The organism is Clostridiales bacterium (assembly GCA_025757645.1).
Lineage (GTDB): Bacteria > Bacillota > Clostridia > Oscillospirales > Oscillospiraceae > CAG-103.
Window position 1 is genome coordinate 1,707,985 of sequence record CP107216.1, and the last position, 19,330, is coordinate 1,727,314.

The following is a 19,330-nucleotide window of genomic DNA, read 5'->3' on the forward strand; positions in this document are numbered from 1 at the left end:
AATGCAGCGCATTCCCCTGATTTGCGGTTTGTTTTTCCGATCACGCCTTGCGCACGGAGTCGATGTGGCGCGTCAGGTCGAGCATCTTGTTCGAGAAGCCCCACTCGTTGTCGTACCACGCCATGAGCTTGACGAAGTGATCGTTGAGCGCGAGGCCAGCCTTGGCATCAAAGATGCTGGTGTGCGGATCGGTGATGAAGTCGGAGGAGACGACCTCGTCATCGACATACTCGACGACGCCGGCCATCGGGCCTTCCGCGGCAGCCTTGACGGCAGCGCAGATCTCATCATACGTCGCAGCCTTCTCGAGGCGGCAGGTCAGATCGACGATGGACACGTCCGCGCTCGGGATGCGCATGGAAGTGCCGGTCAGCTTGCCCTGCAGGGCCGGAATGACCTTGCCGACCGCCTTGGCAGCGCCGGTGCTGGTCGGGATGATGTTGCCGTGCACACCGCGGGACAGACGCCAGTTCTTCTTGGAGAAGCCGTCGACAACCTGCTGGGTGGCCGTGTCGGCATGGACGGTGGTCATAAGGCCCTCGGCGATGCCGAAATTATCGTTGATGATCTTGGCCAGCGGCGCCAGGCAGTTCGTGGTGCACGAAGCGTTGGACACGATCTTGATATCCGGGGTGTACGCATCGAGGTTAACGCCGCAGACGAACATCGGCGTGTCGTCCTTGGACGGGCCGGAGAGCACAACGACCTGCGCGCCGGCGTCCAGATGATCCTGCGCCTTTTCCTTGGTCAGAAACGCGCCGGTGCACTCGAGCACATACTCGACACCCAGCTCGCCCCAGGGCAGGAGCTTCGCGTCGCGGTTGTTGAGCAGCGCAACGCGCTTGCCATTGACGATCAGGGCCGGGTTCTCGCCGCCCTCGCAATCGACCGTGCCGTGAAAGCGGCCGTGCACGGAATCGTACTTCACGGTATACGCCAGCTGCTCGGGCGTCTTATCCGGCGCGTTGACGGCGACGACCTCAATATCGTCGGCGCAGATCGCGGCGCGGAACACCAGACGGCCGATGCGGCCGAAGCCATTGATGCCAATTTTAATCATGCTCTATTCCTCCTGTTATATCTGCTGCGCACAGCACGCAGCGCAATTTCTTACAGCTACATTCTATAACAATTCCGTCGAAAGCGCAACCACATTCTTATCGGCGCGGCAGGCGGCGCTGGCTATTTGCAACAAATCTCCGAATTTTTGCGTGTAAAAGCTTGTGTCTATTGACGAATTCTGCTATACTGTTTTTTAATACATCTTAGGGGGGATCGGAAAATGAGCAATACTTTGATCATCGACTCGCTCAACACGCTGTTTTCGATGAGCAACACCGCCGTGATCGGCGCGCAGGAGCAATTTGTCGCGTTTATGAACCCGGCGGCGCAGGAACTGTTTCGCGGCAACCGCACAAATCACAAACTCACCGAGCTGCTGCCGGCGCACATCACGGAGGCCACGGCTACGGAATTCGTCACGTCTGCCACGATCGAAAAGCGCCACGTCATCATCTCCGTGACATCGTTTGGTGCGTTTCGGCTGTTCTCGTTCGTGCCGCAGGATGAAAACGCCCTGCGGGCCGGCGCGCAGTTTGCACCGTTTCTGGCATCTCTCAACGCTTTCCGCACGCTCACGACGTATTTTTCAGACTACGCCATGCAGCTCAGCGACGTGCGCTTCCGGCGCAACGCCGCCGAATTGACGCAGTTTTACTACCGGCTGCTGCGCTTCACGCTCAACGCCTCCACGGCCTCCGGCCTGTACGACGGCACGCTTGCGTTCATGCCGCAGCTGTGCGACCTGGGCAAGGAATGCCGGACGCTGCTGGATAACATCCAGCCGATCACCGACGCCAACGGCATCGTGCTGGAGGTCAGCATTCCGGACGAGCCGATCAACTGCGCGCTCGACACGGCGCTCATCCAGCGCATGCTGCTCAACATCATTGCCAACTGCACGGAGCGCTGCAAGCACGGCGACCGCATCCGCTTTACCGTCACGCAGGAGGGCGACCACGCCGACATCACCATTCGGGATGACGGTGTACGCATCCCGCCGGAAAAACTCGGGACGATCTTTATCCCGCTGCGTGTGACCGGCGTGGATTTTTCCGATCTGAGCAGCAACAGCTTTGGCCTGACGGTCGCACTCGGCATTGCGGAAAAGCACGATGGCACCATTCTCCTGGAGAGCAACGAATGGGGCGGAACCACGTTCCACGTCGTGCTCAGCACGGTGCTGCCGGAAACGAATCTCTTCCGTGCGCCGAAGGTGCCGTATGGTCACGCGCAGGAAGATCCCATCCGGATCTACCTGTCCGATCAAATGCCGAAACAGGAGCTGTAAGCAAACACACAGCATCACAACGGCGTGCCGCCCAAATGGGCAGCACGCCGTCTTTTTATTCTGCTGTCAGGTAACGCGCGCGCAGCGCCGCCCGCTCGGCCGCGCCAACACCAAGCGCCTGCGTCAGAAAAGCGTCCACACTGCCGTATCGCTCCGCGACCGCATCGCGCGCAGCCGTCAGGAACGCCGCGTCCGCGCGGTCAAACGTGCGGATGACCTCCCGCTCCGCCTCGCTCAGGTCATAGTCCACGACCGCCGTCAGCAGACAGTCGGTCGAGGCGGCCATGCGCTCGTTGGTGATCAGGTAGTTTTCCACGATGACCGGCCAGTCCACACCCAGCGCCGTCAGCAGCAGCATCGTGCCGACACCGACGCGGTCTTTCCCCGCCGTGCAGTGGTAGAGCAGCGCGCCGTCCGTCTGCGCGAGCAGAAGCGCAAAAAACTGCCGGTAGTGCGCGATGGAGAATGCCTGCGTGACGAGACTGCGGTACAGTTCGCACATGAACGCCCGCTCCCGGCCGGCCATCGCTTTCGCGTGCGCGACGACGGCCGCATAGGGGTCGGCGTGCTCCTCGCGCGTCAGGCCGGCCGCCGCCTGCTGCACGATCGGGCAGTGGACATACTGCACGCCCGGCAGGACACGGTCCGGTTTCTGCTCCCGCTCGAGGTCCGTGCGGAAATCCACGACCGTGCGCAGCGGATATTCCGTGAGTGTCTGTGCGTCCGGCTCTGTGATGCCGGCAAGTTCGCCGCTGCGCAGCAGCAGGCCCGGCCGGATCGTGCGGCCATCCATGGTGGGCAGGCCGCCGAGGTCGCGCGCATTCGGCGCGCCGCGCAGCAGCCAGCGCTCAGAGGCCGAAGAGTTGTTTTCCATTTTGCAGTGTCACCTCCGCGACTTCTTCTGTGGTCATGCCCTTGATCTCCGCTATGCGCGCAGCAATGTACGGCAGGTTGCGCGAATCGTTGCGCTTGCCGCGGTTCGGCACCGGGGACAGATAGGGCGAATCCGTTTCGAGCAGCATCCGGTCCGTCGGGCAGGCGGCGATCACGTCCAGCGCCTTGACGGCATTCTTATATGTGATCGGGCCGTCAAAGCCGAGGTACCAGCCGCGGCGCAGCAGCTCGCGCGCCATCTCCACGCTGCCGGAAAAGCAGTGGAACACGCCGCGCAGGCCTGGATAATCGCACACAATGCGCAGGCTGTCGCCGTGCGCCTCCCGGTCGTGGATGATGACCGGGAGATCCAGCTCCAGCGCCAGCTCCAGCTGCGCGCGCAGCATGATCTCCTGCGTCGCCTTCGTGGAAGCGTCCCAGTAATAGTCCAGACCGATCTCGCCGATGGCGCAGACCTTGGGCTGCGCCGCCAGCGCGCGGATCTGCTCCAGACTGTCGTCCGTCCAGCCGGCGGCTTCCTCCGGGTGCCAGCCGACGGCGGCATAGACGAAATCATATTCCTGTGCGATGGCGACGGCGCGCGCGGACGTCGCAGCACAGTCGCCGGGATCCACGATGAGCGCGACGCCGCTCTCATGCACGGCGCGCAGCACCTCTTCGCGGTCGGCGTTGAACTTTCCGCTGTCGTAGTGTGCGTGGGTATCGAAATACTGCGTCATTCGGCGTGATAGGTTGCGGCCGGGCGGCGCTTATGCTCGCTGCGGCTATGGTAGCGATCGATGATGGCCTTGTCGTGCTCGCTGGCCTCGCCGGTGAGGATGTATTTGTCGATGGCGGCGTAGGTCACGCCCATCTCCTGCTCATCCGTCTGACCCTCAAAGAGACCGGCGGACGGCGCTTTGCGGATGATGTTTTCCGGCGCATGCAGCCAGGTCAGGAACTCGTAAATTTCCGTCACGGTCAGGTCGGCGATGGGATTGAAGTCATACGCGCCGTCGCCCCACTTCGTGAAATAGCCCATGTATGCCTCGCTGCGGTTGCCGGTGCCGGCGACGAGACGGCCCTCGGCCGCGCCGATGGTGTAGAGCGTGAGCATGCGCAGGCGCGGGGCGATGTTCGACGTCGCCATCTGGTTGAGCGTCGTGACGGCGGAGACCGTCTGCATGACGAGCTCCTTTTCCGCCGTGAGATCGACCGTGCGCGTCTCGATGTTGAACTGCTCGGCCACGGCCAGACCGTCGGTCATGTCCTCGCCGAAGTTGCGCTTGGAGGCGCACGGCATCATGATGCCGACCGTATTGTCGCACGCGGCCCTGCAGAGGATGCCGACGAGCGCGCTGTCCTTGCCGCCGCTGTTGCCGTAGATGACACCTTTGGCGCCGCTGCTTTTGAGCAGGTCGCGGATAAAGGCGACGCGGTTTTCAAATTCTTTTGCGTAATCTCGCATGATTTCCACTCCGTTTCTTTCGTTACTCCTGGATCATGTCCAGGAATTCAGCTTCCGTAATGATAGGCGTGCCGAGCGTGAGCGCCTTCTGATACTTCGAGCCGGTGTTTTCGCCGGCGAGCAGATAGGACGTTTTTTTCGACACGGAAGAACTCGTCTTGCCGCCGAAGCGCTCGATGATGGCACTGGCCTCGTCGCGGCTGAAGTGCTCGAGCGCGCCGGTGAGCACAAACGTCTTGCCGGCAAAGCGGCGGTCCACGACCTGCTCCCTGGAATCAAAGCTGACGCCCGCATCGCGCAGCAGGCGGATCTGGTGCTGTGATTGTGGGTTATCGAACCATGCACGCAGGTACGCCGCCGTCGTCGGGCCGACGTCAGGGATGGCCATGAGCTCTTCTTCCGTCGCCGCCATGAGCTTGTCCAGCGTGCCGAAGTGCATGGCCAGCACTCTGGCCGCCTTCTGCCCAACCTGCCGGATGCCGAACGCGCACAGCAGGCGCGCCATGCCGGCATCCTTGCTCTTTTCGATGGCGGCCATGAGATTCTCGGCCGACTTCTTCCCCATATGGTCCAGCGCCGCGACCGACTGCGGCTCGAGCGCATACAGCTCCGCCGGGGAGTGCACGAGCCCCGCCTCAATCAGCGACTGGCACAGCGAGATGCCGAGGCCGTCGATATCCATCGCCTCGCGGGAGGCAAAGTGCGCAATGTTGCGCAGCCGCTGCGCCGGGCACTCCGCACCCGTGCAGCGCAGGGCCGCACCGTCCGGGTCGCGCACGACGGGCGCGCCGCACTCCGGGCAGGTATCCGGCATATGAAACGGCACCGTGCCCTCCGGCCGCTTATCGCGCACGACGGAGAGGATCTCGGGAATGATCTCCCCCGCCTTCTGCACGAGCACCGTGTCGCCGATGCGCAGGTCGAGGTTGTCGATGAAGTCCTGATTGTGCAGCGTGGCATTCGTGACGGTCGTGCCGGCCAGACGCACCGGCTCAATGACCGCCTTCGGCGTGAGCACGCCCGTGCGGCCGACCTGCACGACGATGTCGCGCACGCGGCTCTCCTTCTTCTCCGGCGGGTACTTATATGCCACCGCCCAGCGCGGGAACTTTGCCGTGCTGCCGAGATACTGCCGCTGCGCAAGGTCGTTGATCTTGATGACCGCGCCGTCGATGTCGAACGGGAACGTCTCGCGGTTGTCGCCGATCCAGTCAATGCGCGCGCAGCAGGCATCGAGCGTTTCACAGCGCTGATACGGCACGACCGGGAAGCCCAGCGACGCCAGATAGTCCAGCGTTTCCGTGTGCGCGGCAAACGTGCGGTCGCTGTCAAACTGGAGGTTGAAGATGATGATATCGAGCTTGCGCGCCGCCGCGACCTTCGGGTCCTGCTGGCGCACAGAGCCCGCCGCCGCGTTGCGGGGATTGGCCAGCAGCGGCTGTTCGAGCAGCTCGCGCTCGGCATTGAGCGCTGCGAATACTTCGTGCGACATATAGACCTCACCGCGCACGATAAGCTTTGCAGGCGCGTTTTCAAGCGTCAGCGGCAGGTTGCGCAGCGTGCGGAGGTTTTCCGTCACGTCTTCGCCGGTGATGCCGTCGCCGCGCGTAGCGCCGCGGACGAACACCCCGTTTTCATACTCGAGCGACATGGACAGACCGTCGATCTTCGGCTCGACGGAATAATCATGCGCCTGCGTGAGCGCACCGTCCATGCGCGCGCCGAACGCGCGCAGCTCGTCGAACGAGAACACGTCCTGCAGGCTCTCGAGCGGCACCTGATGGCGCACCTGCGCAAAGGTGTTGAGCGCGTAGCCGCCGACGTGCTGCGTCGGCGAATCGGGCGAGGCGTACTCCGGGTGCGCCGCCTCGAGCTCTTCGAGCCTGCGCATAAGCGCGTCGTATTCAAAGTCGCTGATCTCGGGCGCGTCCTTCACGTAATAGAGAAAATTTGCGTGTTCCAGCTGACGGCGCAGCGTCAGGATCTCTTCGCGTACATCCATGTTGTCTACTCCACTTCCACATACGTCTGGGGCACTTTGCCGACGATGACCGTCTCGGCCAGCAGGACGTTCGTGCCCACGGTCTCGGTCTTGTGCTCCCAGGGCACCAGAATGTCGAGATCCATCTTCACGTTCAGATATAGTTGATATTTGCTCTGGTTGATCGCGGCCGACATGAGCTCGTTGTGATAGTTCACGTCCGACGTCGTCAGCACAAGGATGCGCACTGGCAGCGGCAGCTTGAGCCCCGGCAGAAAATTCACGCCGAAGAGCGTCTCAAGCGGGATGTCCAGCTCGACCTGCCCGTCGTCCCCGTCCATCATGTGCTCGAGCACGAGCGAGGACACCTGCCCCACGTGCTCGGTGTCGATGCTCACGGCCGTAATGGTCCCGTCAGCGTCCGTGCGGTAGGTATAATAGTCGCCCTGCACCTGCGCCGTCGCCGCCGTGACGGCGGCGTTGATTTTCAGCTGCATGAGGTCGCAGGCGGAGTTGACGGCCAGCTGCATGATCAGGTGCAGCACCGACACGGTAAAATACGCCATGCCGCCCAACAGAATGCATACCAGCAGCAGCGCCGCCAGCTTCCGGTTCGGCCGCAGCGGGCACCGGCGGGCAGCCGGTCTCCAGCGGCGAGGTGCACAAATCATAGCAGATCCCCCCTGCCATGCTATGCAGCGGCGGGGCAATTCATGCGCTTATTGCAGAGATTCCACAATGGCGCGGAAGGTATTGCCGCGCTCTTCAAAGTTTTTGAAGAAATCAAACGATGAGCAGGACGGCGAGAGCGTCACGATATCGCCCGGCTGCGCAAGGCCGTAGGCCGTCTCGACCGCTGCGCGAAAATCCGGCGCCTCAACGAGCGGCAGCTTTCCCGGGTCATAGCATTTCGACGCGCGGATGGCGGCGGCAATGCGCTGCGCCGTCTCGCCGACGACGACCGCCGCCTTCGCGTGCAGGCAGACCTCGTCACCGAGCGTATCAAACGGGATGTGCTTGTCGTGCCCGCCGAGGATGATGACCGGCGGCTTCGGCAGCGCGTGCAGGCCCGCGATCGTGCGCGTGGGGCTCGAGGCGATGGAATCGTTGATGAACGTAATGCCGTTGAGCTCGCGGATGCGCTCCATGCGGTGCGGCACGCCAGAGAAGGTGTGCGCGACCTGAACGCACGCCGCATTGCCGACCAGGCCGTCGGTTGCGGCAAAGGCCGCCATATAGTTTTCCACGTTGTGCGCGCCGGGAATGCGGATCTCGGCGGCGTCGAGGATCTTCTCCGCCTTGCCATCGTGCGCGCGGTAAATCACACCATCCGTGCAGTAAACGCCGTTTTCCACCGGGCCGATGCTGCTGAAATAGCGCACGCGCCCCGGCGCCTCGGCCGCGAAGCGCGGCGTGTGGGCGTCCTTCGCGTTGAGCACCAGGCAGCCGTCCGGCCGCTGGCCGCGGTAAATGCTGCACTTGGCCGACACGTAGTCCTCGAAATCCGGATGCACATCCAGATGATTCGGCGAAATGTTCGTGATGATGGCCACATCCGGCGCGCAGTGCATGCTGTGCAGCTGGAAGCTGCTGAGCTCGAGCACGGCAAAATCCTCCGGACGGATCTCCGGAATGCGGTCAAAGAGCGGCGTGCCGATGTTGCCGCCGAGGTGCACGGTGTACCCCTGCGCACGCAGGAGCTCGGCCGTGATGGTCGAGGTCGTGGTCTTGCCGTCGCTGCCGGTGATGGCGATGATGCGGCACGGGCAGAGATTGCAGAACGCCTCCATCTCGGAGGTGAGGATCGCGCCGCTTTGCGCAGCCGCGCGCAGCTGCGGCACGATGGGCAGCACGCCCGGTGTGCGGAAGATGACGTCGAAGTCCAGATGCTCCAGATAATCCGCACCAAGGATAAATTTTGCGCCCTGCGCCGCGGCCTCGTCGCCGGTCGCGCCGAGCTGGGCGCGGTCGCGCCGGTCGCACACCGTCACGTCGCAGCCGTTGCGCAGCAGCACGCGCACGAGCGGCTGATTGCTCACGCCGAAGCCGATGACGCCGATGCGCTTGCCGCGCAGATAGTCCATATAGTCCGAAAAGGTCATGCAGACACTCCTTTTCCAAAAGGTAATCATACGTGGAGATTATACCGCTCATTCGTGCCGATTACAAGAAAATAAATCACTGCCGGACTTGACGCGGTGCGGCAGGATGTGTAAAATAGTCGGGCGAGCAGGCCGGACAGCCGCGGGCACGAGCCGAAAGGCTGTGCGTGAGGAAAGTCCGGGCTCCACAGGGCAAGGATAACGGGTAACACCCGCCAGGGGCGACCCTCGGACAAGTGCAACAGAAACAAACCGCCCGAGCGATCGGGTAAGGGTGGAAAAGTGAGGTAAGAGCTCACTCGCCGGCTGGAGACAGTGCGGCGCTGTAAACTCTATCCGGAGCAACACCGCGGAGGGACATATGGCCGGCCCGGCCGTCCCATGGAGGTGGCTGGAACGCACCGGCAACGGTGCGTCTAGATAGATGGCTGTCGATTACAGAACCCGGCTTACAGGCCCGCTCGCTACGCCTGTCAAAGGAGTCCGCACGGACTTTTTTGGCAGGCTTTCGCATATCGATTTCCCGCGGCAAGGAAAACGTAAGCCCCCGCCAAACGGCGGGGGCCGCACACCGTGCATTGGCTTCGGCGGCTGAAACCGAACATAGGCAAAACGACGCCGGACAGGGCTTCCCTGTCCGGCGTCGTGGTTTTTGCGCGGTCTTTGATAAACAAAAAATCCTGCAACCGCAACGGTTGCAGGATTTTCTGGAGCTGCTACCCGGATTCGGACCGGGGACCTCATCCTTACCAAGGATGCGCTCTACCGACTGAGCTATAGCAGCATACAAAGCCCGCGGAGCTTTCGCCCCGCGGGTGGCGACCGAGAAGGGACTTGAACCCTCGACCTCTAGCGTGACAGGCTAGCGTTCTAACCAACTGAACTACTCGGCCTCGTCGCCTCAGCGCTTGTTTAATATACCAGACGATTCGACTGCTGTCAAGTTATTTTTGAAAAAATTTTCGGCGATTTTCATTTTCCGCTCTGGCCGGTCTCCTCCGGCGCAAAAATGTCTCCCGGGCAAAAAAGCCCGGGAGACACACGCGAGAAAATTACTTGGTGATCTGGAAAGCGCGCGTGATGGGCGCTGCCTGATAGTTGCCGCCCAGAGTCACGACCGTCACAACATAGCGGCCGGGCTCAGTCGGGGGTGTCGTGGTGCTGGAGTACGGCTTCCACCTGCTGGTGAAGCCGGAGTACAGGTAGTGCACAGAGGACTGATCCTCGACTTGTTCCCCGTTATAGCTCAGCGTCGCACCGAAGTCGAAGTTCTTCACGTCCGCAGCGGAGATCTTGCCATTGGTGAAGTCCTGATTCCAGTCGAGCTTCACACCGGAGTAGTGCTTTTTCACAACGAGAGCGCCCATACCGAAGCCGGTGTTGTAGTTATCGTTGTTCGTGATCGCGTAAACGGTGTAGATACCCACCTGATCCGGTGTACGCAGGGCAATGCGGACATTGTCCAGCAGGGTGATCTTGTTGAACACGTTGATGATCTGCTGCAGCGTAGCGACGTCAACACCCATCAGCTTGAGCGCTTCACGCACTACGGCATACTCGCTGCCATTGGCGATCTTGTCCAGATTCTGCTTGAGTTCGCCGACAGTGATGCCCTTGTCCATGATATCCTTGATCGTCCGCAGACCGACTTTTTCGAGCACAGGATCAACAACCTTGATGAACGCGTTGTCTGTGTAGCGCTCGGGCAGCTGCACGAACACGCTGGACACGCCGGTATAGACTGTGAAGATGTCAAAATCGTCCACGGGATCGGTGGTGACGAAGCCCTCGCCCGGCACTTCATCGGCGTAGATGCTCGTCGAGTGCACCTTGACGGAGACATTTGCCTTCTTGACCGTGAGCGAGCCTTCCTCAGCCTCGCTGGAACGATAGGTCTCGTTGCCGTTGAAGGTCACGCGGATCTGCTGCTCACCAGCGCCCATCTGGGGGTAGAAATACTGGAGTTTGCCAGCACTGATTCCCTCTTCTCCTTCGATCGGAACCCACTTTTGGAGTCCTACGTCGCCGCCAAGATCACCGGCCACGACCTTAGCCGTTGCGTAATACTCGATCGTAAAGTCGTCCGCGCTCAGCGTGCTCTTGTCGGGCAGCGTGGAATCGTCCCAATCAATGACGTATTCAAAAATCTGCTGCGTCATGGCAGCGGCATCCTTATTGTAGATGAGAGAGATGCTCGGCTTAAGGACGACGGCGCTGGCCTCGCGGCTGTCGGTCATCTCGACGGTGACTTCCGCCGTATAAGCCTGGTAGCCTGCGTTGCCGCGCCAGGTGAAGCGGATGGTCTGTGATCCGAGGCCAAATTTAAAAAGCTGGTCAATAAAGTCGCTGCCCGTCAGGCTATAATTCAAGGGCTGATAATTTTTGATAGCACCTATACCGGCGTTATACTCCACCGTCACGTCGTTGATGGAGACGTTCGGATCGGTGCTCTCGAGCAGCGCCTCGCGCAGAGCCTGCGCGGTTTCCTCGTAGTTGATGCTCTGATCCTTGTTATAGACCATCGAGACTTCGGTCACACCCTGCTTGAGCTGGAACGGAGCTGCCGCGCGGTCAAGGAAGTTCACAGTCGTTTTCACAGTGTCAGCCTTGTAAGTATCGTCGCCCTTGAAGCTGATCTGGATCTGCTGCTCACCCGCAGAAATGGCGGGATAGTTCAGGCCGTCGACCTTGCCGCCCTCCAGAGGAGCCCAGTTCTTGCGGATCTTGCCCGTAGCATAATACTCGATGGTCACGTCGTTGACCGTCAGCTTGGGCGTGGTGCTCTCCACGACCAGGCTAAAGATGTTCTCACGCAGCGCGTCAAAATCCAGCGTGCCGTCTTCCTTATACGGCAGCTTCACGCTGGCGTCCTGCTTGAGCGTGATGGACGAAGAGAGCTTCTCCGCCTTCGTCAGCGTTACTTCCGCTGTCGTGTCAGCAACACGCACCTGATAGCTGCCATCCTTGTTGTCCTTCAGCGCGGGGTGGGTAAAATTGATTCTATTATCTACGCTAGTAAACCCATTAATGGAACCCCAGTCGGTATGCGTGGCAGAGATGCCCAAAAAACTCTTGCTCTTGCCCTCGCACTTGTACTCCCACTTGAGACCAGTTTGACTATCCAGAAGTGCGCTCTGCTCTTCCTCGCTCTTCTGGTCAAAATCCTTGACCAGCGCGCGCGTCAGCGCATGGTTCACTTCATCGGTCGTCATCGTGGACTTAATGATGGCCGTACCGTTTTGCAGCGTGTAGTCGATGTCATCCGCCGCGAACACGGCCGGCGAGAACGCCCCGACCTGCGACAGCAGCAGGACCGCCAGCAGGCACGCCAGCAGACGCTGCAGTTTTTTACCTGTCATGATATTTCCTCCTTTGTTTCTATTTCGCCAAGTGGATCTTGCATGCCACCGCATGCATGGGACTGTATCATCTCACATAGGTGTTAAGAACACGTTAACAAATCACCCAAAAAATTTCAATTTATTTATTTAAAAAATTTATGATTATTTCGAAACCTATCTATTCGGAATTCTGATACAATCGTAAAGAAATGTAACGAAAAACTTTCTGCCCGAAAGCCGCATTTCCCTCTTGCATTTTTTTGCGCGGTGTGCTATATTATTTGAGCAAATGTGATATCCGGGTGTAGCGCAGTTGGTAGCGTGCTTGAATGGGGTTCAAGAGGCCGGAAGTTCGAATCTTCTCACTCGGACCAACAAAAAGTCCTGTATTCTCAAGGAATACAGGACTTTTTCTTTTTCCGTTTTTGCGTGCAAATTATCGATGCGGTGTGCAACGGGTGTGTAATGGTGTGTAATAGAAATTATTTATCGGAAAGCTGTTTCACAGACTGATTCAGCCCCGTCGCCGCCCAGTCGGACACGATGCCGACGGCGGCAGCGTGCTGATCCTGCTGGGCGCCGTCACGATCCTGATCAAGCTGCTATAAACGATCCGCGCCCGCGCTCCGATATGGTGCGCGGGCGTTTGCGATTCGACGCTTCGCGCAAAGATCGTTCCATGCCTGACAAAAAATTTGAATTTTATGAAGTTTTTTCGACGCCTACAGCATTCGACACGTTTCTGCTCCATTCTGTGTTAGACTGCGCATCGCAGCGACCGGAAGACGCGCCGGAAACCGCAAATACGCAGAACAAAAAGGAGATACCATGGACTTCAAGAAACTGTACTTCACCCTCTTCAACACGCTGAGCGACGCCGTTGAGCAAATCGACACCCACGACTATGAGGAGGCGCGGCTGCTGCTGATCCATGCACAGCAGGAAGCCGAGGAGTGCTACATCACGTCTGCATAAGCAACCATGCAGCGGCCGGGCCGCACCCGAATGGGTGCGGCCCGGCCGGCATTTTTAACTGGGATCACCCGAGCTGGCGGGTCTTTTCAAACGCGGCGTCCACGGCCGCGATGCAGCTGCCGCGAAAACCGTGCTGCTCGAGCGCGTCGACGCCGGCGATCGTGCTGCCGCCGGGGCTGCAGACCTCGTCCTTGAGCTGCTCCGGGTGCTTGCCGGACTGCAACACCATCTCCGCGCTGCCGGCGAGCATCTGCGCTGCGTAGCGGATGGCTTTTGCGCGCGGCAGGCCGCATTTGACGCCGCCGTCGGCCAGCGCCTCGATGAACATATACGCAAACGCGGGGCCGCAGCCGGTGATGGCGCAGCCGGCGTCAATCAACGCCTCGGAAATGGGGTCGACGATGCCCGCGGCCGCCATGAGCGCGCAAAACGCCGCGAGATCGCCGTCCGTGACATTGCCGTTGGCACAATAGAGCACGACGCCCTGCCCCACGGCGCAGGCCGTGTTCGGCAGGATGCGGATGATCTTCTTATCCGCGCCGAGCAGCCGCTCGAGCCGCTCCAGCTGCACACCGGCGAGCATGGACACAAAAATGCTCTCCGACGCCGCGATGGGCGCTGCCAGCGACTGCACAACGCCGTCGATCATCTGCGGCTTGACGCCGAGAAACACGAATTTGCTGCCGCCGAGGATCTCCTCCGGCGCGGCCGCACGGCAGCCCAGCCGCTCGGCCGCCGCCGCGCTGTGCGCGGGGCTGCTGCAGGCAACGGCGACCAGCTCCCCCGTGACCTGTTTGGCCGCGGCCGTGGCCAGCGCGCCGCCCATATTGCCGGCGCCGATGAAGCCTGCTTCAAACTTTTTCATAGTGTTCCCTCCTCAGCGGATCTGTCCGTCGCCGCGGATGATATATTTATAGGTGCTCAGCTCGTCGAGCCCCATGGGGCCGCGGGCGTGGAGCTTCTGCGTGGAGATGCCCATCTCGCAGCCGAGGCCGAACTCACCCCCGTCGGTAAAGCGGGTGGAGACGTTGACGTACGTTGCCGCGCTGTCCGTGCCGTTGATGAAGCGCTCGGCGCTCGCGGCGTCCTCGGTGACGATGGCATCGCTGTGGTGCGTCGAGTGCGCGAGCACGTGCGCGATGGCGGCGTCCAGACTGTCGACCACGCCGACGGCGAGGATATAGTCCAGATACTCCGTGTCAAAGTCCTTGTCGGAAGCGCTCTTGCCGTCGATGATCTGCGCCGCTGCCGTATCCAGCCGCAGCTCGACCGGTGTGAGGCCCTGCGCCGCGCGGTCATCGACCAGCGCCTTTTTGAGCATGGGCAGAAACCTGGCCGCGACCGCCCGGTGCACAAGGCAGACCTCCTCGGCGTTGCAGACCGAGGGGCGGCTGGTTTTGGCGTTTTCGATGATGCGCACGGCCTTGTCGAGGTCAGCATACTCGTCCACGTAGACGTGGCAGATACCGGTGCCGGTCTCGATGCAGGGCACGGTGGCATTGCGCACGCAGGCGCGGATGAGCCCCGCCCCGCCGCGCGGGATGAGCAGATCTACAAGGCCCTTGGCCTGCATGATCTCCGTAGCGCTCTGGTGGCTGGTATCCTCCACGATGTTGACGATGTCCGGATCGCCGCCCGCGGACGCGATGCCCTGCTTGAGCGCGGCCACGATGGCTTTGGCCGTGCGGAAAGCCTCCTTGCCGCTGCGGAGCATGCAGACGTTGCCGCTCTTGATGGTGAGCGCCGCCGCGTCGGACGTGACGTTCGGGCGGCTCTCATAAATGATGGCGACCAGGCCGAGCGGCACCTGCTTTTTATAGATCTTCATGCCGTTGGGGTGGTCGATCTGCGCGAGGATGCGCCCCGTGTGATCCGGCAGCGCCACGGTCGCGCGGATGCCGTCGGCCATGGCGTCGATGCGATCTTTGTCCAAATAGAGCCGGTCGAGCATGACATCCGAGATATGGCCGCGTGCAGCGTCCATGTCCTCGGCATTGCAGCGCAGGATGACATCGCACTCCGCCTGCAGGCTGTCCGCCATGGCGGACAGGATGCGGTTTTTGTCCTCGGCGGAAGCGTTGCAGATGCTGGGCCACGCGGCCTTCGTCCGCCGGAGAATGTCCATAGTCGTCATAGTAGTCCCTCCTCAGGAATGTGGTATCAGAAATCGGGTGCCGGCGCGCCTGCCGGCCACAATGTCATAGAGCACCTCGGGCTTTTCGCCGTTGGCAATGACCATTTCGCAGCCGGCCGCCGTTGCGATCTGCGCGGCGTGCAGCTTCGTGACCATGCCGCCGGTGGCGAGCGCGGAGCCCTTGTCTCCGGCAAGCGAGAGAATGTGCGCGTCGATGACCGGCACCGTCTCGATGAGCCGCGCATCCGGGTTTCGGTGCGGGTCGCTGTCATACAATCCGTCAATGTCCGAGAGCAGGATCAGCAGATCCGCACCGATGGCGGCAGCCACGATGGCCGAGAGACTGTCGTTCTCGCCGATGGTGTTGTCCACGCCGATCTCGTCCGTCGCCACGGCGTCGTTTTCATTGATGACCGGCAGCGCCCCCAGCTCCAGCAGCCGCGAGAGCGTGTTGCGCACGTTGCGGCTGCGCTGCTCACTGCGGATGTCCTCGCCGGTCAGCAGCAGCTGCGCCACAATATGATTGTACTCCGTGAAGAGCTTATCGTAAAAATACATCAGCTCGCACTGGCCGACGGCGGCCGCGGCCTGCTTGCCCGGCATATCCGCCGGACGGCCGGACAGATTGAGCTTGCCGACGCCCATGCCGATCGCGCCGGACGAGACGAGAATGATCTCGTGACCTGCATTTTTCAGGTCGCTGAGCACTTTGCACAGCCGCTCCATGCGCTGAATGTTCAGCCGCCCGGTCGCGTGCGCGAGTGTGGAAGTGCCGACTTTAACAACGATTCGCATAATGATCCCTCTTACTGCATGATGGCATCTATTATAGCGCATCGGGCGCAAAATTGCATCCCTTTTTGTCTTTGCTGCGCAAAAGATGCGCCAAAGATCCCGCGCGCACGGCCGGACAGTCCGGCGACCTGCTCACGGAGCATCTGGAGATCGGCGGTGCGCTCGTGACTGACCTGAAAAACCGCGAGACCGCCAAGGCCGACGACGCCCGTCGGCGCTGGTACGCAAACGCCGACGCCATCAGCGCGTTTCTTGCCGGCATCAACGCCTGCTGGAACGAAGAAAAATGGCGCGAGTTTTTTGACGGCAAAGAGGCCACGCTGCGCCTGCAGGGCGACTATGCGGCCGACATCCGCATGTTCGACCGGATCGAGACCGAGGCGCTGCGCATGGCCGACTATATGTTCTGCGGTCTGGCCATGCGCTGCCGCTGAACGCACAAGCGCTCCCCGCCGGGATGACCCCGGAAGGGAGCGCTTTTTCACAGAATTGTGCCGGATGCACAACGGGAGACACCTTGCGGTGTCTCCCGTTGCATGTGAAAGAAGAACGAACGCTTGCCTGCACTCAGTCTGCAAACAGCGGCGTCGACAGATAGCGGTCGCCGGTATCCGGCAGGAGCACGACGATGGTCTTGCCCTTGTTCTCCGGGCGCTTGGCCAGCTCGATCGCCGCCCAGACGGCAGCGCCGGAGGAAATGCCGACCAGCACGCCCTCCTTATGGCCGATCAGGCGGCCGGTCGCAAACGCATCCTCGTTGCTGACCGGGATGATCTCATCATAGACCTTCGTGTTGAGCACGTCCGGCACAAAGCCCGCACCAATGCCCTGGATCTTATGCGGACCGGCATGGCCCTCGCTCAGGACCGGAGAGGTCTCCGGCTCCACGGCCACGACCTTGACCTTCGGGCACTGGGACTTCAGGTACTCGCCGACGCCCGTCACGGTGCCGCCGGTGCCGACACCTGCAACGAAGATATCCACGTTGCCGTCCGTGTCCTCCCAGATCTCCGGGCCAGTCGTCGTGCGGTGGATCGCCGGGTTGGCCGGGTTGACAAACTGACCGGGGACAAAGCTGTCGGGGATCTGCGCAGCCAGCTCGTTGGCCTTTGCGATCGCACCCTTCATGCCCTGCGCGCCGTCCGTGAGCACGAGCTCCGCGCCATAGGCCTTCATGATCTGGCGGCGCTCCACGCTCATGGTCTCCGGCATAACGATGATGATGCGGTAGCCTCTGGCCGCGGCGACGGACGCCAGGCCGATGCCGGTGTTGCCGGAGGTAGGCTCGATGATGACGGAGCTCGGCTTGAGCACGCCGTGCTGCTCCGCGTCCTGGATCATGGCCAGCGCCACGCGGTCCTTCACGGAACCGGCCGGGTTGAAGTACTCGAGCTTTGCCAGAATGCGGGCCTCGAGCTGCTGCTCTTTTTCGATATGGGTCAGCTCCAGAAGGGGCGTTTTTCCGATCAGCTGGTCAGCGGATGTATAGATCTTACTCATGAGATGTTCCTCCATTTATGTATCGTATTATTAAAATATGTATGTTTGACTCGTGATGGACTTGCCTGCGCTCAGCCGCCGCAACAGTGCCAGCAGATACACAGGCGGCCGGAAATGCGCCCTCGCATTTTCATCGCCTACCTTCTCTATAGGTTAATAGGATTATATCGCGTTTTACCCAGTGTGTCAATAGAAAATTCACTTTTCTTTTCTGGCAGGGAAATTGTTTGCAGACACTCGAGCCGGTAATTGACCATATATGCATTATTCAACGATCGTGCGCGCGATTCGCGGGTTTGCGGCAGATGGTTGCTGCTGCCGCTGCGAGCAATGGAATGACCGGTCATTTTTTGCAGATCTTTGCGTTTGCGGCGCCTTTGCACAGCGCTTCCATAGCTTGACTTTTCAGGGCCGACAGTGTATACTAGTCGCATAAGTGTACGTGGATCGGCTGTGTTACCCGACATCCGGCATAACGGCACTTATGCACATTTATAAAAGGAGTGGAAACAATGAAAAAGTCCCGCAAACTGCTCTGCGTGCTTCTCGCTCTGGTTATGGTCGTCAGCCTGCTGCCGGTCATGGCTTTTGCAGCCGATGAAGACGTCGCAGCCGATGAAGACGTCGCAGCTACGGTCGAGGAGATTTCCCCGGAGACTGAGGGCGTCAAGGATCTGTTCGCCAAACTGCCGAACTATCTGGTTGCTGTAAAGACCTCAGACGGTCGCGTCGCTGCCGGCGCTCAGGTCGTGATCTACAACCAGAACAAGGATCAGGTCACCACTGCCGTCGCCAACTACGGCGTCGCCATCTTCTCCAAGAAGGATCACCTCAACACTTACTCCGTGTCCGCCACCTGGACCGACCCGAACACCAACATTAAGTATCAGTCCCTCGTCGGCTTCAACTGGTCCTTCGGCAAGAAGCCCGACATCGACGTCATCACGGTTTACCCGACGATCGACATGATCCTCAACACCACTGACCACAACGCTTACATCAAAGGTTATCCGGATGGCACTGTCAGCCCGGACGGACGCATCACCCGTGCCGAAGTCGCCACCATTCTGGATCGTCTGATGAAGGATCAGGTCAAGGCCAGATTCGACTCCAAGCCCACTGTCAACTTCTCTGATGTCAGCAGCGGCGCCTGGTACTATGACGCTGTGCAGATGTGCGCGAAGGCCGGCATCGTCGCCGGTTATCCGGGCGGCTCGTTCAAGCCCGACCAGGCGGTCACCCGTGCGGAGTTCTTCAAGATGGTCGCCATGCTCTACAGCGATACGCTCAACACCCCGATCACTGGCGGTATCTTCAAGGATATCAACGGTCACTGGGCAGAAAAGTACATCAACCTGCTCCAGAAGCTCGGCATTGTCAAGGGCGACAACGGCAGCGCAAGACCGAACGACAACCTGACGCGCGGCGAAACAGCTGCCGTTATGAACCGCATCCTCGGCCGCGTTGTGAATAATTCCAGCTTCAGCGATGCCAAAGTTGCTGCGGCTATGAAGACCTGGCCGGACTGCACTTCCTCGCACTGGGCCTATGCCGAGATCCAGGAAGCCACCAACAGCCACGACTACACTTGGGACATTAACATTCTCACGTACTCTGACCATAATGGAATCTTCAAGGCTTTCATTGAGAACCTGAAGAACCCGGTCACCGAGCGCTGGACTTACATCAAAAAGTAAGCTTTCCCCCAACTACCACAAAGCAGGCACCTTCGGGTGCCTGCTTTTTTGTCCCGCAAATTGCGCCGCTGCAGAAAAATCCAGCGCCGGCTGACTGCCGGCGCTGGTTTCGTT

The 19,330-nt window shown here is 60.5% G+C and carries 16 protein-coding genes, 3 tRNA genes and 1 other RNA gene; 6 read left to right on the forward strand and 14 right to left on the reverse strand.

Annotated features, from left to right (window positions below):
* Positions 1–40: 40 nt before the first annotated feature.
* Positions 41–1,060, reverse strand: coding sequence for a type I glyceraldehyde-3-phosphate dehydrogenase (gene gap / locus OGM61_08180; protein ID UYI83833.1), 1,020 nt, complete (start codon positions 1,058–1,060; stop codon positions 41–43).
* A gap of 222 nt (positions 1,061–1,282) precedes the next feature.
* Here gap and OGM61_08185 point away from each other — a divergent pair, with 222 nt between their 5' ends.
* Entirely contained in the window at positions 1,283–2,350 is a 1,068-nt protein-coding gene (locus tag OGM61_08185) for an ATP-binding protein (protein UYI83834.1), read from the forward strand.
* A 55-nt stretch (positions 2,351–2,405) separates the two neighbouring features.
* Here OGM61_08185 and OGM61_08190 read toward each other — a convergent pair whose 3' ends face one another.
* From OGM61_08190 to murD, 6 genes are read right to left on the reverse strand one after another with little or no spacing between them, the layout of a single operon-like run.
* Positions 2,406–3,224: a tyrosine-protein phosphatase gene (locus OGM61_08190; GenBank protein ID UYI83835.1), complete on the reverse strand. Its 819-nt coding sequence runs from the start codon at positions 3,222–3,224 to the stop codon at positions 2,406–2,408.
* Positions 3,199–3,963 (reverse strand): TatD family hydrolase, encoded by a 765-nt coding sequence (locus OGM61_08195; protein UYI83836.1) that lies wholly within the window; start codon positions 3,961–3,963, stop codon positions 3,199–3,201. Before OGM61_08195 ends, OGM61_08190 begins: the two co-directional genes overlap by 26 nt.
* Positions 3,960–4,691, reverse strand: coding sequence for an NAD(+) synthase (nadE, locus tag OGM61_08200; protein ID UYI83837.1), 732 nt, complete (start codon positions 4,689–4,691; stop codon positions 3,960–3,962). The genes OGM61_08195 and nadE overlap by 4 nt, the downstream gene beginning before the upstream one ends.
* Positions 4,692–4,713: 22 nt before the next feature.
* Complete coding sequence (ligA, locus tag OGM61_08205) at positions 4,714–6,693, reverse strand: NAD-dependent DNA ligase LigA (protein ID UYI83838.1); 1,980 nt, start codon at positions 6,691–6,693, stop codon at positions 4,714–4,716.
* A 5-nt stretch (positions 6,694–6,698) separates the two neighbouring features.
* On the reverse strand, positions 6,699–7,343 hold the full coding sequence (locus OGM61_08210; protein ID UYI83839.1) for a sporulation protein YunB: 645 nt from the start codon (positions 7,341–7,343) through the stop codon (positions 6,699–6,701).
* Between the two features lie 48 nt (positions 7,344–7,391).
* Positions 7,392–8,774 carry a UDP-N-acetylmuramoyl-L-alanine--D-glutamate ligase gene (gene murD / locus OGM61_08215; protein ID UYI83840.1) on the reverse strand — a complete coding sequence of 461 codons (1,383 nt, stop codon included), beginning with the start codon at positions 8,772–8,774 and terminating at the stop codon, positions 7,392–7,394.
* A 124-nt stretch (positions 8,775–8,898) separates the two neighbouring features.
* On the opposite strand from murD, the gene rnpB reads away from it, so the two are divergent.
* Positions 8,899–9,242: RNase P RNA component class A (gene rnpB, locus OGM61_08220), an RNA gene on the forward strand.
* 240 nt (positions 9,243–9,482) lie between these two features.
* On the opposite strand, the gene OGM61_08225 is transcribed toward rnpB, so the two are convergent.
* The 3 genes from OGM61_08225 to OGM61_08235 form a co-directional block, all read right to left on the reverse strand.
* Positions 9,483–9,558: transfer RNA gene (locus OGM61_08225), tRNA-Thr, on the reverse strand.
* 32 nt (positions 9,559–9,590) lie between these two features.
* Positions 9,591–9,667, reverse strand: a tRNA-Asp gene (locus OGM61_08230).
* Positions 9,668–9,826: 159 nt separating this feature from the next.
* Positions 9,827–12,133, reverse strand: coding sequence for a hypothetical protein (locus tag OGM61_08235; GenBank protein ID UYI83841.1), 2,307 nt, complete (start codon positions 12,131–12,133; stop codon positions 9,827–9,829).
* 280 nt (positions 12,134–12,413) lie between these two features.
* Here OGM61_08235 and OGM61_08240 point away from each other — a divergent pair.
* Positions 12,414–12,489 (forward strand) — tRNA-Pro (locus OGM61_08240).
* 454 nt (positions 12,490–12,943) lie between these two features.
* Positions 12,944–13,090 carry a hypothetical protein gene (locus tag OGM61_08245; protein ID UYI83842.1) on the forward strand — a complete coding sequence of 49 codons (147 nt, stop codon included), beginning with the start codon at positions 12,944–12,946 and terminating at the stop codon, positions 13,088–13,090.
* Positions 13,091–13,154: 64 nt separating this feature from the next.
* Here OGM61_08245 and proC read toward each other — a convergent pair whose 3' ends face one another.
* Genes proC through proB form a run of 3 tightly spaced genes read right to left on the reverse strand, consistent with a single transcriptional unit; the run spans position 13,155 to position 16,019 of the window.
* Complete coding sequence (proC, locus tag OGM61_08250) at positions 13,155–13,955, reverse strand: pyrroline-5-carboxylate reductase (GenBank protein UYI83843.1); 801 nt, start codon at positions 13,953–13,955, stop codon at positions 13,155–13,157.
* 12 nt (positions 13,956–13,967) lie between these two features.
* Positions 13,968–15,224, reverse strand: coding sequence for a glutamate-5-semialdehyde dehydrogenase (locus tag OGM61_08255; protein ID UYI83844.1), 1,257 nt, complete (start codon positions 15,222–15,224; stop codon positions 13,968–13,970).
* A gap of 12 nt (positions 15,225–15,236) precedes the next feature.
* Complete coding sequence (proB, locus tag OGM61_08260; GenBank protein ID UYI83845.1) at positions 15,237–16,019, reverse strand: glutamate 5-kinase; 783 nt, start codon at positions 16,017–16,019, stop codon at positions 15,237–15,239.
* 71 nt (positions 16,020–16,090) lie between these two features.
* Here proB and OGM61_08265 point away from each other — a divergent pair, with 71 nt between their 5' ends.
* On the forward strand, positions 16,091–16,453 hold the full coding sequence (locus tag OGM61_08265; protein ID UYI83846.1) for a hypothetical protein: 363 nt from the start codon (positions 16,091–16,093) through the stop codon (positions 16,451–16,453).
* 133 nt (positions 16,454–16,586) lie between these two features.
* On the opposite strand, the gene cysK is transcribed toward OGM61_08265, so the two are convergent.
* Positions 16,587–17,519: a cysteine synthase A gene (cysK, locus tag OGM61_08270; protein UYI83847.1), complete on the reverse strand. Its 933-nt coding sequence runs from the start codon at positions 17,517–17,519 to the stop codon at positions 16,587–16,589.
* Positions 17,520–18,031: 512 nt separating this feature from the next.
* Between cysK and OGM61_08275 the strand changes: the two genes are divergently transcribed.
* Positions 18,032–19,216: an S-layer homology domain-containing protein gene (locus tag OGM61_08275; GenBank protein UYI83848.1), complete on the forward strand. Its 1,185-nt coding sequence runs from the start codon at positions 18,032–18,034 to the stop codon at positions 19,214–19,216.
* The last annotated feature ends 114 nt before the right edge of the window (positions 19,217–19,330 follow it).

Bases quoted from the DNA above. Each gene is read 5' to 3' on its own strand.
- nadE (UYI83837.1), bottom strand. From the start codon at position 4,691: ATGCGAGATTACGCAAAAGAATTTGAAAACCGCGTCGCCTTTATCCGC.
- ligA (UYI83838.1), bottom strand. From the start codon at position 6,693: ATGGATGTACGCGAAGAGATCCTGACGCTGCGCCGTCAGCTGGAACAC.
- proB (UYI83845.1), bottom strand. From the start codon at position 16,019: ATGCGAATCGTTGTTAAAGTCGGCACTTCCACACTCGCGCACGCGACC.
- murD (UYI83840.1), bottom strand. From the start codon at position 8,774: ATGACCTTTTCGGACTATATGGACTATCTGCGCGGCAAGCGCATCGGC.
- OGM61_08255 (UYI83844.1), bottom strand. From the start codon at position 15,224: ATGACGACTATGGACATTCTCCGGCGGACGAAGGCCGCGTGGCCCAGC.
- gap (UYI83833.1), bottom strand. From the start codon at position 1,060: ATGATTAAAATTGGCATCAATGGCTTCGGCCGCATCGGCCGTCTGGTG.
- proC (UYI83843.1), bottom strand. From the start codon at position 13,955: ATGAAAAAGTTTGAAGCAGGCTTCATCGGCGCCGGCAATATGGGCGGC.
- OGM61_08245 (UYI83842.1), top strand. From the start codon at position 12,944: ATGGACTTCAAGAAACTGTACTTCACCCTCTTCAACACGCTGAGCGAC.
- cysK (UYI83847.1), bottom strand. From the start codon at position 17,519: ATGAGTAAGATCTATACATCCGCTGACCAGCTGATCGGAAAAACGCCC.
- OGM61_08185 (UYI83834.1), top strand. From the start codon at position 1,283: ATGAGCAATACTTTGATCATCGACTCGCTCAACACGCTGTTTTCGATG.
- OGM61_08195 (UYI83836.1), bottom strand. From the start codon at position 3,963: ATGACGCAGTATTTCGATACCCACGCACACTACGACAGCGGAAAGTTC.
- OGM61_08275 (UYI83848.1), top strand. From the start codon at position 18,032: ATGAAAAAGTCCCGCAAACTGCTCTGCGTGCTTCTCGCTCTGGTTATG.
- OGM61_08235 (UYI83841.1), bottom strand. From the start codon at position 12,133: ATGACAGGTAAAAAACTGCAGCGTCTGCTGGCGTGCCTGCTGGCGGTC.
- OGM61_08210 (UYI83839.1), bottom strand. From the start codon at position 7,343: ATGATTTGTGCACCTCGCCGCTGGAGACCGGCTGCCCGCCGGTGCCCG.
- OGM61_08190 (UYI83835.1), bottom strand. From the start codon at position 3,224: ATGGAAAACAACTCTTCGGCCTCTGAGCGCTGGCTGCTGCGCGGCGCG.